Source organism: Agrococcus sp. UYP10, from assembly GCF_040547205.1.
In the GTDB taxonomy this organism is placed as follows: Bacteria; Actinomycetota; Actinomycetes; order Actinomycetales; family Microbacteriaceae; genus Agrococcus; species Agrococcus jenensis.
The window spans coordinates 1,288,557-1,305,644 of sequence record NZ_JBEPPG010000001.1 but is presented as its reverse complement, the minus strand read 5'-3'; the positions used below and the strand labels follow the sequence as shown (position 1 = coordinate 1,305,644).

Below are 17,088 nucleotides of genomic sequence, written 5' to 3'. Positions count from 1 at the left end.
CCGCTGTGCTGTACTGAGCGGGTGAGCGATGCGCTCGAGCAGTTCTCCCCCGCGACCCGCGCGTGGTTCTCCGGCGCGTTCTCCGCCCCGACGGCCGCGCAGTCGCAGGCGTGGGCGGCGATCGCTCGCGGCGAACACACCCTCGTCGTCGCCCCGACCGGGTCGGGCAAGACCCTCGCGGCGTTCCTCTGGGCGCTCGACCGGCTGCAGCGCGAGGATGCCACACCCCACGAGGAGCGCGAGCCGGGCGTTCGGGTGCTCTACGTGTCGCCGCTCAAGGCGCTCGCCGTCGACGTCGACCGCAACCTGCGCGCACCGCTCGCCGGCATCGCGGCGCGCGGGCGCGCGGACGGCGCCGAGCCGCCGCAGATCCGCATCGGCCTCCGCACCGGCGACACGCCGCAGGAGGAGCGCCGGGCGCAGGCGAAGCATCCGCCCGACATCCTCATCACGACGCCCGAGTCGCTCTTCCTGCTGCTCACGAGCCGGGCGCGCGAGACGCTCCGCACCGTCGAGACCGTCATCGTCGACGAGGTGCACGCCGTCGTGCCGACGAAGCGCGGCTCGCACCTGGCGCTGAGCCTCGAGCGGCTCGACGCGCAGCTGCAGCGACCCGCGCAGCGCATCGGCCTCTCCGCGACCGTGAAGCCGGCGGAGGAGGTCGCCGCGTTCCTCGGCGGCCCGGCGCCCGTCACGGTCGTGGCGCCGCCGAGCGAGAAGCGCATCGAGCTGACGATCACCGTCCCGGTCGACGACATGACCGACCTGCGCGGCCCGCAGCGCGAGGAGGCGGCGCCGACGGGCAGCGCATTCGGCGCGACGAAGCCCGACCAGCCGTCGATCTGGCCGCACATCGAGCGCGAGGTGCTCGAGCTCGTCGACCGGCACCGCTCCACGATCGTCTTCGTGAACGCCCGGCGCGCGGCCGAGCGGCTCACCGCGCGACTCAACGAGCTCGACGCCGAGCGGCTCGACGAGGCAGAGGCGGCGCCGCCGGCGGATGCGGCGGCAGGCCGAGCGGGCAGCGGCGTCATCCTGCGCGACGTGAGCGAGCACATCCGGCTGCGGCTCGCTGAGCGCGCCGCAGCGCGCGACGCGGCCGGCCCCGACGCCGAGGCGCCGCCGCTCGCGCGCGCCCACCACGGCTCGGTGTCGAAGGAGCAGCGCAGCGAGATCGAGGATCAGCTGAAGTCCGGCCGGCTCCGCTGCGTGGTCGCGACCTCGAGCCTCGAGCTCGGCATCGACATGGGCGAGGTCGACCTCGTCGTGCAGGTCGAGGCCCCGCCGAGCACCGCGAGCGGCCTCCAGCGCGTCGGCCGCGCCGGGCACAACGTCGGCGACGCCTCGCGCGGCGTCATCATCCCCAAGCACCGCGCCGACCTCCTGCACGCCACGGTCGTCGCCGACCGGATGGCGCGCGGCGAGCTCGAGCCGATCCGCATGCCGCGGCATCCGCTCGACGTGCTCGCGCAGCAGACCGTCGCCGCCGCGGCGATGGACGAGCTCGTGGTCGACGACTGGTTCCAGACCGTGCGGCGGGCGGCGCCCTTCGCGCAGCTCTCGCGCGGCGCCTTCGACGCGACCCTCGACCTCGTCGCGGGCGTCTACCCGAGCGACGAGTTCGCCGAGCTGCGGCCGCGCGTCGTGTGGGACCGCGAGGCAGGCACGATCACGGGTCGCCCGAGCGCGCAGCGCATCGCCGTCTCGAGCGGCGGCACGATCCCCGACCGCGGCCTGTTCGGCGTGTTCCTCTCGGGCCAGGAGGGGAAGCCCGGCGCGCGCGTCGGCGAGCTCGACGAGGAGATGGTCTACGAGACGCGGACCGGCGACGTCTTCGCGCTCGGCGCGACGAGCTGGCGCGTGGTCGACATCACGCACGACCGCGTGCTCGTCGTGCCGGCCTTCGGCGAGGTCGGCAAGCTGCCCTTCTGGCACGGCGACAACGAGGGCAGGCCCGCCGATCTCGGCGCCTCGATCGGCCGCGCGACCGCCGCCCTCGCGGCCGGCACCGGCTTCGAGCTGACGCACTCCGACGAGCGCGCCCGCCGCAACCTCGAGGCGTATGTGCGCGACCAGCTGGCCGCGACCGGAGCGGTGCCGACCGATCGGCAGATCGTCGTCGAGCGCTCGCGTGACGAGCTCGGCGACTGGCGGCTCATCGTCCACTCCCCCTACGGCCGCCGCGTGCACGCGCCCTGGGCGCTCGCGATCGACCGGCGGCTGCGCGAGGACCGCGACCTTGGTGCAGCGGCGATGGCGTCCGACGACGGCATCGTCATCCGCATCCCCGACTCCGACGCGGAGCCGCCCGGCTTCGACCTGCTGCGCTTCGAGCCGGACGAGCTCGAGCGCATCGTCGAGACGGAGGCCGGCGGCACCGCGCTGTTCGCCAGCCGGTTCCGCGAGTGCGCGGCCCGTGCGCTGCTGCTGCCGAAGCGCGACCCCGCGCGCCGCGCCCCGCTCTGGCAGCAGCGGCAGCGCGCCGCGCAGCTGCTCGACGTCGCCAAGCGCTACCCGGACTTCCCGATCGTGCTCGAGGCGCTGCGCGAGGTGCTGCAGGACGCCTACGACCTGCCGGCGCTGCGCTCGATCGCGGAGCGGCTCCAGCACGGCGACATCCGCGTCGTCGAGGTCGAGACACCCAGCCCGTCGCCGTTCGCGCACCACCTGCTCTTCGGCTACGTCGGCGCGTTCCTCTACGAGGGCGACGCCCCGCTCGCCGAGCGCCGCGCGGCTGCGCTTACCCTCGACCCGACGCTGCTCGCCGAGGTGCTCGGCACGACGGCGCTGCGCGAGCTGCTCGACCCGCTGGTCGTGGAGCGCATCGAGCTCGAGCTGCAGCGGCTCGCGCCCGATCGGCGGGCGCGCGGCGTCGAGGGCGCGGCCGACCTGCTGCGGCTGCTCGGACCGCTCACCGTCGGCGAGCTCGCGGCGCGACTCGAGGGAGCCGGCGACGCGGCGCTCGACGAGGCCGGCGCCGCCGCCCTCGCCGCCGAGCTCGTGGATGCGCGGCGCGCGGTGCGCGTGCGGATCGGCGACGAGGAGCGCGTGGCGGCGATCGAGGACGTCGCGCGGCTCCGCGACGCGCTCGGCGTGCCGCCGCCGCCTGGCGTGCCGTCGGCGCTGCTCGAGACGGTGCTCGATCCGATCGGCGACGTCGTCGCCCGCCACGCGCGCACGCACGGACCGTTCACCGTCGAGGATGTCGGCGCCCGGCTCGGCCTCGCACCCGCCGTCGCGCGCTCGGCGCTGCGCGCGCTCGAGGCGCAGGGCCGCGTGCTGCCCGGCGCCTACCGACCGGGCGGCAGCGGCGAGGAGTGGATCGACGCGCAGGTGCTGTCGAAGCTCAAGCGCCGCAGCCTGCAGGCGCTGCGCAGCGACGTCGAGCCCGTCGACCACGCCGTCTTCGCCGACCACCTGCTCGCCCACCAGCACGTGACGCGGCCGCTCACCGGCAGCGACGGGCTGCTCGAGGCGCTCGACGGCCTCGACGGCCTGCCGCTGCCGCTGAGCGCGCTCGAGACGCTCATCCTGCCCTCGCGCGTGAAGGGCTACCGGCCCTCGATGCTCGACGAGCTGACCGCGAGCGGCCTCATCACCTGGGCCGGCGCGGGCGCGCTGACGGGCAAGGACGGCCGCGTCGTGCTGCGTGCGGCAGACGGGGTGGCGCAGCGCCGCGACGTGGGCCACGACGACCCGGAGGCCGCCGCGATCCTGGCGGCGCTCGCCGAGGGCGGTGCGCTCTTCGCCCGCCAGCTCGGCGACATGGTCGCGCTCGACCCCGCTCGGCTCGCGGAGGTGCTGTGGCCGCTCGTCTGGGCCGGCCGGGTCACGAACGACACGATCGCGCCGCTGCGCGCCCACCTGCTCGGTGCCCGCGCCCGCGCGGCGCCCGCCCCGAGCCGGCGCGCCTCGCCCGCGAGCCGCCGCCGCATCGGCCTCGCGCGCCCATCCCGGAGCGACGCGATGCCGCTGCTCGCGGGCCGCTGGCTGCTCGCGTCGAGCCCGGCAGGGGCGCCGACGGAGCTCGCGGCGCAGACCGCCGACGCGCTGCTCGCGCGCTACGGCGTCGTCACCCGCGGCAGCGTCGTCGCCGAAGACGTGCCGGGCGGCTTCCACGGCGTCTACCAGGTGCTGAAGGCGTTCGAGGAGGCCGGCCACACCCGCCGCGGCTACTTCGTCGACGGCCTCGGCGCCGCCCAGTTCGCGGATGCGCCGGTCGTCGACGCGCTCCGCGCCCGCCAGTCGAGCGGTCCGACCGACGCGATCGCGACGGTTTCGGCCGTCGACCCGGCGAATCCGTTCGGGGCAGCGCTCCCCTGGCCCGAGCCTCGCGGCGACCACCGGCCGACCCGCCGCGTCGGTGCCCTGACGACGATCGTCGGCGGCCGCCCGGTGCTGCACCTCGAGCGGGGCGGCAAGTCGCTGCTCACGTTCGTCGACGACGAGGACGTGCTCGTGCGGGCGCTCGAGAGCCTCGCCGATGCCGTCGCGCGGCTCGGCGGTCGCCGCCGCGTGCTCGAGCAGGTCGACGGCCGCTCGTCGCTCGACGCCGACCTCGCGCCGATGCTCGAGCGCGCGAACCTGCGGCGCACCCCGCGCGGCTACCGGATCGGCCCGTGACCCTCCAGGATCTCGACGTCGCCGGTGGTCGCACGAGGCGCTCTGGCCGACGCGCGACCACTGGCGACGTTGAGCAGAGGGAGAGCTGATGCCGGAGGGCGACACGATCTATCGCGCCGCGGTCAACCTCGGTGCCGCGATGGCGGGGCGGACGCTCGAGCGCAGCGACTTCCGAGTGCCGTCGCTCGCGACCGCGGACCTCTCGGGCGAGCGCATCGAGGAGGTCCGCAGCGTCGGCAAGCACCTGCTCATGCGGGGCGAGCACTGGACGATCCACTCGCACGCCGGCATGGACGGCCTCTGGCACGTGCTCGCGCCGGGCGGCCGCGCGCCGGTCGCCAGCCACACCGTCCGCGTCGTGCTGTCGACCGCCGAGCACGACATCGTCGGGTCGAGCCTGCCGGTGCTCGAGCTGCTGCCCCGCGCGGGGGACCTCGCGACGCTCGCCTACCTCGGCCCCGACCTGCTCGATCCCGCCTGGGACGACGCGATGGCGGCGGAGGCGGTGCGGCGGCTGCGCGACACGGATGCGCCGATCGGCGTCGCCCTGCTCGACCAGCACGCGGTCGCCGGGCTCGGCAACGTCTTCCGCGGCGAGCTCTGCTTCCTGCGGGGCGTGCATCCGGTCACGCCGATCGCGCAGGTCGACGTCGAGCCGCTCGTCGCGCTCGCACGGCGGCTGATGGTCGCGAACCGCGACCGCACCGAGCGGACCTTCACCGGTGATGCGCGGCGCGGCAAGCGGACGTGGGTCTACGGCCGCGGCGGCCAGCCGTGCCTGCGCTGCGGCACGCGCATCCGCGATGCGCAGCTGGGCCTCGAGGACGGCATGCTGCGCCAGGTGCAGTGGTGCCCTCGCTGCCAGCCGGAGCCGTCCGCCGTCTGATCCATCGCCCAGCTTCCCTGAACTCGGGGATTCGGTCGGGAGGATCGACTGCTCAGGGAAGTTCGGCGTGCGCGAGCTGGCGGCGCTCGCGGGCGACCTCGTCGCGAGCGCGCGACGACGTCGTGACGATCGCCGCCGCCGCGCCGAGCGCGGCCGCGAGGCCGACGCTCCACCACGGCAGCCCGGGGATCGGCGGCATCTCGAGCAACGGGTCGTCCGCCGAGGGGTTGGGGATGCGCTCTGCGGTCACGAGGATGCGGTGGCTGTTGATGCCGAGCGGCGTGCAGGTGATGAGCGTGAGCAGATCCTGGCCCGGCACGGGGAACAGCGAGTGGGTGTCGCTCGGCTCGACGACGCGCGTGGCCGACACCCGGTAGGTCAGCAGCGCACCGGCGACGTCGATCTGCACGAGGTCGCCGACGCCCACCTGGTCGAGGTTCGTGAAGAGCGTCGACTCGGGCAGCCCTCGGTGGCCCGTGATGACCGCGTGCGTGTCGGCACCGCCGACCGGCAGCGCCGTGCCGAACAGGTGACCGACGCCCCGTCGCAGCACCTCCTCGGAGGTGCCGTGGTAGATCGGCAGGTCGACGCCGATCGCCGGCACGCGCACGCGGGCCATGACCTCGTGCTCGTCGCCGGCGAGCTGGGCGCGGTAGTCCGCCGCCGCCTCACCCGTGGTGTCGGAAGCCCGCTCCAGGTCGGGCTCGACGATCGCGCCGCCCGTCAGCGTCTCGTTGTAGGCCTGCGCGGACGCGAGCGCAGCGCGCTGCGCGGCGCCGTCGGTGTGCTCGACGACGGTCGCGTAGTCGCCGAGCAGCTGCGACTGCCGCAGCTCGGCGAACCACGCGGCCGTCGCCGGGTAGAGCATGATGCACGCGCCGGAGACGAGCAGCGCGACGACGCCGAGCGCGCCGCGCGTCGCGCGTCGAGTCCGTCGCATCCGCGGCACCGATCCCCTCCGGTCGTCGTGCACGAGCGCTGGGAGGCCGCGTCGCCGCGGCCTCCCAGCACCGGGTCAGTCCTGCTTGGCCGTGCGGCGTCGGCCGACCTGCACGAGCAGCGCACCGAGCGCCACCGCGAGCAGCGCGCCGCCGCCGATCAGGAACGCGGTCTGGCCCGCGCCACCCGTGACGGGCAGCTCGAAGGCCGGAGCCTGCGCGTTGGCGATCTGCAGCTCGACCGCGGATGCGACCGGGCCGGCGATGACGGCGAACGACCGCGGCGTGGCGTCGAGCACGTAGCCCGTCGGTGCCTCGATCTCGGTCAGCGTGTAGACCTCGCGAGCGGGCGTGGTCCGGAGGCCCGGGATCGTGTAGGTGCCGTCGACGGTGATCGTCTCGAGCACGGTGCCCGCGCTGTTGCGCAGCTCGAAGACCGCGCCGTCGAGCAGCGCCGCCTCGTCGCCGAGCGCGTGCTTGACGATCACGGCCGCACCCCAGTAGCTGATCTCGGTGTCGGACGGGAACGGCGCGGCGAAGGCCGTGTCGTTGACGTACAGGTTCGCCGAGTTCTCGATCGTGCCGTCGCCGAGGGCGGTGACCGTCGTGACGAGCGCGATCTCGAGCGTCTGGCCGCCGCTCGCGTTGAGCAGCGTCAGGCCGGCGGGCAGGAACGTGATGGTGACGAGCCCGTCGACCTCGGTGAGCGAGTAGTGCGTGCCGAGCACGAGCGTCGTGGTGCCGAGCGTGACGGTCGTCGACTGCAGGTCGAGGCGGGTCGCGTCGAGCTGGTCGGTGACGATGAACGACGAGATGGTGTCGCCCTCGCTCTGCCGCGGCACGAGGACGTCGATCGTCCAGGTGATGTCATCGCCGAGCTCGTACGCGTCCTCGTCGTCGAGCGACATGGTGATGTCGGTCAGCGACGCCTTGGGGTAGACGTGCACGTCGTAGAGCCACTCATCGCCCTCGATGGGCGTCGGCACCGAGACGAGGAACGGCTGCGTCGGCAGCGCGACCTCGTTGCCGCCGACCGCGGTCGGCTGCACGAGGTAGACGCCGATCTCGAGGCCCGTGAACGTCGCGACGCCGGCGCTGTCGGTGGTGTCGGGCGTGCCCGCGGCGAGCGGGTAGGCCACGGAGTCGGCGATGACGTCGCTCGCGGTCAGGCCGCTCGCCGTCGTCCAGCCGGTGTTCGAGGAGAGGTCGATCGACGTGACGCGCTGCGCGTTGAAGGTGACGCCCTCGAGCGGCGTCAGGCCGCTCGTGCTGGGGAGCGGGCGGCCGTCGCTCGGCGTGCCGGTGGTGGCCGGCTGCTCGAACATGTGGACGGTGATCGAACCCGTCAGATCGGGGTCGATGTTGGGAGCGGCGGACGCCGGGGCGATGACGCCCATCGCCGCGAAGGCGCCGACGGCCGCTGCCGCGAAGCCCGCGACGAGGCGTGCGCCCCTCGGACGGGTGGTGGTGTGCATGGTTTCTCCTTGGGTGACGACCGGGCGGTCGATGTCGAGTGGTTGAGAGGAAGTGGTCATGAGGTCCGTCGCCTGCGCAGCAGCAGGGCGGTGAATCCGGCGAGCAGGCCGACGGCGAAGACGCCGGCTCCGACGAGCTGGACCTGGTCGAGGCCGACACCGCCGGTGAACGGCAGCGCGAACGCCAACGGCTCGGCGGCGACGAAGCGATAGATCGCGGTCTGCCCGGCCGCGACCGTCACGGCTGACGGGTCCGCAGCGCGCCACAGGCTCGCGTTCGCGTGGTCGACGACGCCGCCCTCGCCGACGGTGCCGACGTAGCGCTCGAAGCGCAGCTGCAGGTGCGGCGCCTCCGAGGTCGAGGCGAGGGCGTAGCTGTGGCCCGGCCGGACCTGCACGGTCGCGGCGGTCGTGGCCGTGTCGGAGCCGGCGACGGTCGATGCCGAGAGCCCCGGGCGCGCGGCGGGCGTCGCGGTCAGCGAGAACTGGGAGGGCACCACGGTGGCGGCGCCCTCGACGTGCTCGAGCAGCACGAGCCGTGCCGTCGCGTTCGTCACCGTGCAGGTGACCGCGTCACCCTGGGTCGCGATGACGTCACCGGCCGCCGAGACGGCGACGGTCGCCCCGGTCTGGTTCACGCACGCCCAGCCGCCGACCTGCACGTAGGTCGCGGGTCCGCCCGACTCGCTCAGCCGGTACGCCACGCCCGGCGTGATGCGGGCGCTCGCCGACGTGGCGCCGGAGGTGCCGGACGGGCCGGCGAGCGACCCGGTGGCCCCGACCGCGGCGAGCGGCCACGAGCTGGGCGCCGCGTCGCCGAACGACACGGCCTTCACGAGGGTGAGCGTCGTGACGCGCACGCGGTTCACGATCGTGCAGTCGACGCTCGACCCCGGCTGCACGCCGGTCACGCTCGCGCCGCTCGCGCTCAGCAGCGCGACGGTGGAGACCGCCCCCGCCGCGGTCGTGACGGTGCACTGCCCGCTCACGAAGTCGAATCCGGCCTGCTGCGTCTCGCCGACCGCGATCGTCGCGAGCGCGGACGTGGCGCTGTGGCGCAGGCTCCAGCGCGCCGCCCCGTCGGCGAGCGTCTGCTGCGTGGTCGCGGCCGGCGTCGCGGTGACGGTGCCGGTCTGCGCGGTGGTGGCGCCGCGCACCGTCCAGCCCACGCCGGGCTGCGGATTCGCGCCATCGGCGTCCTGCACGACCTTGCGGACGACGACGCTCGTGACGAGCGGCGCGTTCGTGAAGGTGCAGACCACGTTGGCGCCGGGCGTCGCCGGGGTGGTGAGGGCGATCGACGCGCCCGTGCCCGACGTGTAGGCGGTGCCGTTGCTCGTGCACGCCCACGTCGACTGGTAGTTGGTGAGGCTGCCGGATGCGGCGGTCTCTGCGATCGTCAGCGCGGCGCCGGTGGGCACGTTCACGCCGGTGATGCGAGCGGCCTGCTGGCCGATGCTCGTGCCGGTCGTCGTCGCGGTGCCCAGCACCGTGCTCGACGCGTTGCGCACCGCGAGCGTGAACTGATCGGTGGCCGCGACGCGACCGGCGACGCTCTTCACGACCGTGATCGAGACGGGTGCTGCGCAGCTAGCGAGGTCGGTGCTGCTCGTCAGGGCGGTCGTGATGGGCGTGGTCCCGATCTGGGTCCAGGTGGTCGGGTCGTAGCGCCGCACCGTGGTGCCGTTGCCGGCGTAGACCGAGCCGTCGGACTCATACGCGAAGCCGTTGATGTCGGCGCCGACGCTGCTCGCGACGGTCGTCGAGGTCGCGGCGAGCGTGCCGCCGGTGGCCGCGGCGAGGGTCGCCGCCGGGACGGTGTGCGTCGTGACGCCGCTCGTGCCGCTCAGGATGAGGATGAGGTTGCCGGCCGAGTCGAACAGCATGTCGCCGTTGGCGGCGACGGTCGAGCTCGTCGCGATCGTGCCGACCAGCGACCGCTGGCCGGTCGCGGGATCGAACTGGTGGAGGCGGAAGCTGAAGGTCGAGCTGCCGGCCGCCTGGTGCGCGCCACCGAAGTAGTAGCGGCCGTTGGTGCGGCTCACCGCGCCGGCGACGAGCGACGAGGAGTTGCCGGTCGTGTACGCGGAGCCCGCGACCGTCTCCCACCCGCTCGCCACCGTGTACCGCAGCACCGAGAGCACGTCCGCCGCGGACGTCGATCGCTCGATCGCGTACATCGTCGTGCCGGCGGAGCCGATGCCCAGCGCATTGACGTTGGCGAGCGTGCCGGGGAACGTGCCGAAGTCGGTGATCGTGCCCGTGCCGCTGACGTTGTTCACGCGGCGGACGAGCCCGGCCGAGCTCACGGAGTAGAAGGTGCCCGTCGTGCAGGCGAGCGCAGCGCGCGCCGTGAGCGCGTAGGTGCCGAAGCTGTAGGCGCCCGCCGTCCACGTCGCGCCGGCGGGCATCTCGACGAAGGTCGACGCGGCGGTCGTGGGTGCGACATAGCCCGACGGCGAGGCGGTCTGACGCAGGCGATACCGGTCGGAGGCCGTGATGCGGTGGGTGCCGATGTTCGTGACCTGGAGCTCGCCCGGGTCCGGGTCGAGGTCGGCGCCCGTGCACGGCGCGGCGGAGCAGTCGGCGACCGTGATCGCGGTGTTCCACGTCAGGCCCGTCATGCCGCGGGGGCCCTGCAGCTCGAACGTGGCGCCGCCGACGAGGGCACCGGTCGCCGCATCGGTCGCCCGCCAGTGCAGGTACGGTGCTGCGACGGTCGGCTCGGGCCCGGTGACGGCGGCTGCCGAGGGCGCCGGGACGACCGGCCCGACGAGCGCTCCGACCGCCAGCACCAGCGCCAGGCCCGTCGCCACAGCGCGTGCGCGCGCGCGGCGTGACAGGGGCCAGGGCATGCGGCGTCGTCCTCGTCGAGAGTGGGTGAGCGTCGAGGGCTCCGGCGTCGAGCTCACCTCGGGTGACGATCACGACGGTACGGGCAGATTGCAGAAGATGCAAGGAATTTCGTGCGTCTGACGCAACCTTGCACATAGGTGAACGTTTGTCCTACGTGCGCTGTACGCGCCCTGAACAAGCGCGGGGCGTCACCCCTCTCAGCGCGCCCACTCCCGCACCCACTCGTGCATCACGATCGCGGCCGCAGCGGCCGCGTTGATCGACCGCGTGGAGCCGAACTGCCGGATCGCGACGTGGGCGTCCGCGGCCGCGATCGCGGCATCCGTCAGCCCCGGTCCCTCCTGCCCGAACAGCAGGACGCAGCGCTCCGGCAGCGGCGACGCATCGACCGGCACGGAGCCCGGGGTGTTGTCGACCGCAACGATCGGCAGCGCCGCTCCGCTGGCCCAGGCGACGAGCGCATCGACGGACTCGTGATGCTCGATGCGCTGGTAACGGTCGGTCACCATCGCGCCGCGACGGTTCCAGCGGCGCTTGCCCACGATGTGGACGGCGGATGCGGTGAACGCGTTGGCGGTGCGCACGATCGACCCGATGTTGAGGTCGTGCTGCCAGTTCTCGATCGCGACGTGGAACGGGTGGCGGCGGGTGTCGAGGTCGGCGACGATCGCCTCCATGCGCCAGTAGCGGTACCGGTCCACGACGTTGCGCCGGTCGCCCAGCGCGAGCAGCTCGGCATCGAGGCGGTCGTCCTGCGGCCGCTCGCCCTGCCAGGGACCGACGCCCACCTCGAGCTGCGGCTCGGGGGCATCGTGCTCGACGGCATCCCGCTCGGATCCGTCCCGCTCGCGCTCCCCCACCGCTCCAGGCTAGGGCGCGTCAGACGATGATCGAGGTGGGGGCCATGGTCGCCGGCTGGGCGTGCTGCCCCTCGCGCCCCGCGCCGTGGCGGCCGCGCACCGGCTGCCGCGGCGTTCGAGGGCGGGACGTGCCGGTCACGACGATCGCGCCGAGGGCGAAGGCACCCGCGAGGGCGACGGTCCACCACGGCTTGCCAGGGATCTCGGGCATGACGAGCGCGGGGTCGTCGGCAGGCGGGTTCGCGACGCGCTCAGCGGTGACGAAGATGCGCTGGCTGTTGATGCCGAGCGGCGTGCAGGTCACGAGGGTGACGAGGTCCCGGCCCACCACCGGCAGCAGCGGGTCGGTGTCGGCGGGATCGAAGACCTCGGAGCTGATGATGCGGTAGGTGAGCGTCTCGCCCTCCACGTCGATCTGGAGCAGGTCGTCGACGACCACCTTGTCGAGATCGGTGAAGAGGATCGACTCCGGCAGCCCTCGGTGCCCCGTGAGCACCGAGTGGGAGCCGACGCCGCCGACCGGGAGCGACGAGCCGAAGAGGTGGCCGATGCCGGCCCGCAGCGTCTCCTCCATGGTGCCGTGGTAGACGGGCAGGTCGACGCCGATCGACGGGATGCGGATGCGCGCCATGACGCCGTTCGCGTCGTTCGCGAGCAGCGAGCGGTACTGCTCGGCGATCTCCCCCGTGCCGTCGGCCGAGCTCGGGTCCTGGGGATCGCCGATCGCGCCGCCGGGGAGGGTGTCGTTGTAGGCGCGGGCGTGCACGAGCGCCTCGCGCTCGACGGCCGCGCCCTCGCTGCCGCGCTCGACCGAGTACTCCTGCGTGAGCTGCGACTGCTCGAGCTGCGAGAACCAGGAGGCCCCAGCGGGGTAGAGCATCGTCCCCGCCCCCAGGATCGTCAGCACCGCGACCGCGACCGCGCCGCGCACGGCGCGGCGGGTGGGGCGGAAGGGACGCATGGTGCTCCTGGGGCCGGGGACGGATGAGGCAGAGAGGCGAGGGGAGGTCACGGCTGCTGCCGCGACCTCCCCTCGTGGTGGATCAGGCCTGCTGCTCGGCGCGGCGGCGGCCGGCGACGATCAGGAAGGCGCCAGCTGCGACGACGAGGAGCGAGCCGCCGCCGATCATGAAGGCCATCTGCCCGTCGCCACCCGTGATGGGGAGCGCGAAGGCGGGGACCTGCGTGTTGGCGACCTTGACCTGCACGGCGTTGGCCGTGGTGCCGGCCGTGACCGTGAACGCGATCGGCGTCGAGTTGACCTGGTAGCCGGTCGGCGCCGTGATCTCGACGAGCTCGTAGCTGCCCGCGATGAGGCCCGGGATGACGACCTCGCCGTTCTCGCCGGTGGTGAACTGCGTCTGGCGGGGCGTGCCGCTGCCGACCGGGATGGCCGTGGCCGAGCCGGGGAGGCGGACCTCGAAGACGGCGCCCTGCAGGCGGAGGTTCTCGTTCGTCGACGGGTACTTGATGATGCGGGCGGCGCCCCAGCTCGAGACGACCTGCGTGGCCTGGACCGTCGTCGTGCTGTTGATGTTCACGGTCGCGTTGTTCTCGATGCTGCCGTCGCCGAGGGCGGTGACGGTGGCGTTGACCTCGAGGATGACCTGCGAGCCGTTCGGGGCGGCGTTGACCTTGGCGATGCCGGCCGTCGTGAGGGTGACGGTGACGAGGCCGGTCGCGGCGTCGGTCGTGAGCGTGTAGTCGGGCGTCGCGGTGCCGGGGGCGCTGAGCACCGTGGTGCCGAGGCGGACGACCGAGCTCGCGTAGGTGACCTGCGTGACATCGAGCGTGTCGGTGATGACGTACGACGTGATCGGGTTGCCGGTCTGCTTGTTCGGGACGTTCGTGGTGACGGTGTACTTCACGGTGTCACCGAGCGCACGCGCGGCGGTGGTGTCCTGCGCGAGCGTGATGGCCGTCATCGCGTTCTTGGGGTAGACGTGCACGTCGTAGACCCAGGCGCCGTTCTCGGGCAGCGGGATCGAGACGAGGAACGGCTGTGCGCGGAGCGCGACGGGCTGGGCGCCGACCGCGGTCTCCTCGACGAGGTAGACGCCCACGGGGAGCGAGCCGAACGTGGCCGTGCCGTCGGCCGCGGTGACCTGCGTGGCAGCGGTGCCGAGCGAGTAGCCACTGCCTGCGGCGGTGACCTGCGCCGGCGTGAGGGTCGAGAGCGTCTGCCAGGTCGACGACTTCGTGAGGTCGAGGGCCGTGGCGTGCGTGACGCGGCGCACCGAGAAGGTGACGCCCGAGACGGGGGTCAGCGTCGAGGTCTGCGCGCTCGGCAGCGCCGAGCCGGTCGAGCGGGCGCCCTGCGTGGTCGGCTGCTGGAACTTGTGCACGACGACCGAGCCGGTCGCCGCCGGGTTGATGTTCGACGAGTCCGGGGCGGCCATGGCCGGGGTGGCCACGCCGAGGGCTGCGGCCACGCCGATGCCCGCGGCGACGAGGCCAGCGACGAGGCGGCTGCCCTTCCTGCGAGTGGTGGTGTTCATGTCGTTCTCCTTGATGATGCCGATCGTGGTGATCGGGTTCGGCGTGGCGCCGGGTCTCTGGGTGAGGGGTCAGGCCGCGTGGCGCCTGCGATGGAGCAGGAGCCCGAGGCCGGTCAGGAGGGCGAGGGCCGCGAAGCCTCCGCCGAGCAGCTGGATCTGGGCCGTGCCGACGCCGCCCGTGGAGGGCAGCACGAACGGGTTGGGCGCGGTGGCGACGAACCGGTAGATGCCGGTCTGTCCCGCTGCGACCGAGACGGTCGCGGGATCGGCCGCCACCCAGAGGGCGGCATTGGTGTGGTCGACCGAGCCGTTCGCGCCCACCGTGCCGGTGTAGCGCTCGAACCGGAGGCCGATGAAGGCCGCGGTCGAGGTCGAGGTGAGCGCGTAGCCGTGACCGGGGCGCACCTGGATGGTGCTCCCGCTCGCGACCGACTCGGAGCCCGTCACCGTCGTCGCCGCGAGGCCTGCGAGGGCCGTCGGCGTCGAGGTGAGGGAGAACTGGTTCGCCGTCAGCGAGGTCGTGCCCTCGATGCGCTCGAGGATGACGAGGTTCGCCGTGGCGTTGCGGACGGTGCACGTGACGTCGTCGCCCTGCGCCGCCGAGACATCGCCCGCGGCGCTCACGGCGACCGTGGCGCCCGTCTGGTTCACGCACGTCCAGCTGCCGACCTGCGCGTAGGTGGCGGGACCGCCCGACTCCGAGAGGCGGTAGGCCGCGGCCGGCGTGATGCGAGCGCTCGTCGTGGCGGCGGCGCCGCTCACCCCGGTCGGTCCGGCGAGCGCGCCGGAGGGGGCGGTCGCGGTGAGCGTGAAGAGGCTGGCCTGTGCGGTGCCGAAGGTGACCTGCTTGACGAGCGTCAGCGTCGTCGGCCGGACCTTGTTCGTGAAGACGCAGCTCACGGTCGATCCCGGCGCGATGGTGAGGGTGCTGCCGGCCGCGCTCGTGATCGCCGTGCGCGCCGGGGTGCCCCCGAGCGGGGTCACGTCGCAGTACGCCTGCACGAAGTCGAAGCCGGCCTGCTGCTGCTCGCTGATGGCGATCCGGGCGGCGGTGCTGGCGTTGGTGTGGCGGATCGTCCAGCTCGCGGTGCCGTTCGCGGCGGTCTGCTGCGTCGACGTCGTGACGGTGCCGATCTGCGTCGCGCCGGAGGCGACCGCCGCGCCGACCGTCCAGCGCTCGCGCGGCGCGGTGTTCGCGCCGTTGACGTCCTGCATGTCCTTGCGCACCGTGATGCTCGTGACGAGCGGCGCGTTCGTGAAGGTGCACACGACGCTCGCCCCGCCCGTGGCGGGCGCGGTGAAGGTGCCTGACGTGCCGGTCCCGGAGGCGATGACCTGCGTCCCGCTCACGCAGGCCCAGCTCGCGTCGTAGTCGGCCGCGGTGCCGGAGGCCATCGACTCGGAGATCGTGACGGTCTCGGAGGTGGGGACGGTGATGTCGGTGATGCGGGCGGCCTGGACACCGGTGGCGGTGCCCGTCGTGGTGGCGGTGCCGAGCACCGTGCCGCTCGTGCCCTGGCGGATGGAGAGCGCGAACTGGTCCGTCGCGGCGGCGCGGGCCGGGACGGCCTTCTGCACCGTGATCGTCACCGGCGCCGCGCAGCTCGCGAGGTCGACGCTGCTCGGCAGCTGGCCGATGGTCGTCGGCGTGCCGCCCGCGGCATCCACCCGACGCAGCTGCGTCTCGGTGCCGAAGTAGACGGATCCGTCGGAGTCGAAGGCGACGCCGTTGACGTTGGCGGCGACCGACGCGACCGTCGTTCGCACCGACGCGAGCCGGGTCGTGCCGGTCCCGGCGCTCACCGCGGAGGCCGCGACGTCGAAGCGCGACACCGTCGTGCTGCCGTTCAGCGGGCTGTGGAAGACCACGAGGTTGCCGGCCGCGTCGAACGCGATGTCGGCGTTCTGCTCGGCGGTGAGGCTCGTCGTGATGATGCCGACCCGCGAGACCACGCCCGTCGCCGGGTCGAACTGGTGCAGGCGGAAGTTGTAGACGCTGCCCTCGAGGAAGCCGCCGCCGAAGTAGAAGCGACCGTTCAGGGGGCTCACCGCGCCGGCGATGAGCGAGCTGCCGGCGGTGTAGCTCGCAGGGATCGACTGCCAGCCGGTGGTGCTGCTGTAGCGCAGCACGCTCTCGACGGAGGTGGCGCTCGCGCGCTGGAGGGCGTAGAGCGTGCCGTCGGCGCTCGCGCCGAGGGCGTTGACGTCGTCGACGCCGGGCCACTGGCCGAAGGTCGACAGGCTCGCCGTGCTGCCGTTGACGACGATCGCGCTCACAATGCCGTTGGCGGCTGTCGCGTAGAGGCGGTTCGACGCGCACGAGACCTCCGGCAGTGCCGCGACCTGGAAGGCCGAGAAGCTGTAGACGCGCGACTGCCACTGGGCGTTGCTGCCCATCTCGGACCAGGCGGTCGACGGCGACTCGTAGCCGGCCGGGCTCGCCGTCTGGCGCAGGCGGTAGCGCGCGCCCGTCTCGACGCGGTGCGAGCCGATGCTCGCGACCTGGAACTCGCCGGCGTCGGGGTCGACGTCCGGTCCCGCGCACGGAGCAGCGCTGCAGTCGGTGACGGTGATGGCCGTGTTCCAGCTGACGTTCCACTCCATGTTGCCCCAGACGGTGCTGGTGCGCGGGCCCTGCAGCTCGAACGTCGCGCCGCCGACGAGCGCGCCGGACGCATCCGTCACGCGCCATGCCACCGAGGTCGAGCTGATCGTCTCGGGGCCCGGGACGGCCCGCGCGGCAGCCGAGGAGGCGAAGGGCAGCAGCAGTCCGCCCATGACCGACAGCACGACCGCAGCGACGACGGCTCGCGTGGAGCGTCGTGGCGTGGACGTGCGGATGCGCATGGGGATGACTGCCTTCGAGAGGGGGAAGAGGACCGCGCAGGAGTGGTGGGCAGGGGATCGCGCACCGGGGCGATGGTTCTTCCAGAACGGTATTGAGCCAGTCTC

9 protein-coding genes are annotated in these 17,088 nt (G+C 73.5%); 2 read left to right on the top strand and 7 right to left on the bottom strand.

What is annotated here, in order from left to right:
* Positions 1-21: 21 nt before the first annotated feature.
* Together ABIB37_RS06480 and ABIB37_RS06475 are read left to right on the top strand one after the other, a co-directional pair.
* Positions 22-4,623 carry an ATP-dependent helicase gene (locus ABIB37_RS06480; protein ID WP_354258243.1) on the top strand — a complete coding sequence of 1,534 codons (4,602 nt, stop codon included), beginning with the start codon at positions 22-24 and terminating at the stop codon, positions 4,621-4,623.
* 88 nt (positions 4,624-4,711) lie between these two features.
* Positions 4,712-5,509 carry a DNA-formamidopyrimidine glycosylase family protein gene (locus tag ABIB37_RS06475; protein WP_354258240.1) on the top strand — a complete coding sequence of 266 codons (798 nt, stop codon included), beginning with the start codon at positions 4,712-4,714 and terminating at the stop codon, positions 5,507-5,509.
* Between the two features lie 52 nt (positions 5,510-5,561).
* On the opposite strand, the gene ABIB37_RS06470 is transcribed toward ABIB37_RS06475, so the two are convergent.
* The 7 genes from ABIB37_RS06470 to ABIB37_RS06440 all read right to left on the bottom strand — a co-directional run bounded on the left by ABIB37_RS06470 (position 5,562) and on the right by ABIB37_RS06440 (position 16,983).
* Positions 5,562-6,449, bottom strand: a complete 888-nt coding sequence (locus ABIB37_RS06470; RefSeq protein WP_354258237.1) for a class C sortase — start codon at positions 6,447-6,449, stop codon at positions 5,562-5,564.
* A 75-nt stretch (positions 6,450-6,524) separates the two neighbouring features.
* The gene (locus ABIB37_RS06465) at positions 6,525-7,922 is read right to left on the bottom strand and encodes a SpaH/EbpB family LPXTG-anchored major pilin (RefSeq protein ID WP_354258234.1); all 1,398 of its coding nucleotides are present in this window, start codon (positions 7,920-7,922) and stop codon (positions 6,525-6,527) included.
* A 56-nt stretch (positions 7,923-7,978) separates the two neighbouring features.
* Entirely contained in the window at positions 7,979-10,777 is a 2,799-nt protein-coding gene (locus tag ABIB37_RS06460) for a hypothetical protein (protein ID WP_354258231.1), read from the bottom strand.
* Between the two features lie 198 nt (positions 10,778-10,975).
* Complete coding sequence (locus ABIB37_RS06455; RefSeq protein ID WP_502914035.1) at positions 10,976-11,638, bottom strand: TrmH family RNA methyltransferase; 663 nt, start codon at positions 11,636-11,638, stop codon at positions 10,976-10,978.
* A gap of 19 nt (positions 11,639-11,657) precedes the next feature.
* Complete coding sequence (locus ABIB37_RS06450; RefSeq protein ID WP_354258229.1) at positions 11,658-12,599, bottom strand: class C sortase; 942 nt, start codon at positions 12,597-12,599, stop codon at positions 11,658-11,660.
* An 82-nt stretch (positions 12,600-12,681) separates the two neighbouring features.
* Positions 12,682-14,136 carry a SpaH/EbpB family LPXTG-anchored major pilin gene (locus ABIB37_RS06445; protein ID WP_354258226.1) on the bottom strand — a complete coding sequence of 485 codons (1,455 nt, stop codon included), beginning with the start codon at positions 14,134-14,136 and terminating at the stop codon, positions 12,682-12,684.
* A gap of 69 nt (positions 14,137-14,205) precedes the next feature.
* Positions 14,206-16,983, bottom strand: a complete 2,778-nt coding sequence (locus ABIB37_RS06440; RefSeq protein WP_354258223.1) for a hypothetical protein — start codon at positions 16,981-16,983, stop codon at positions 14,206-14,208.
* Positions 16,984-17,088: the final 105 nt, after the last annotated feature.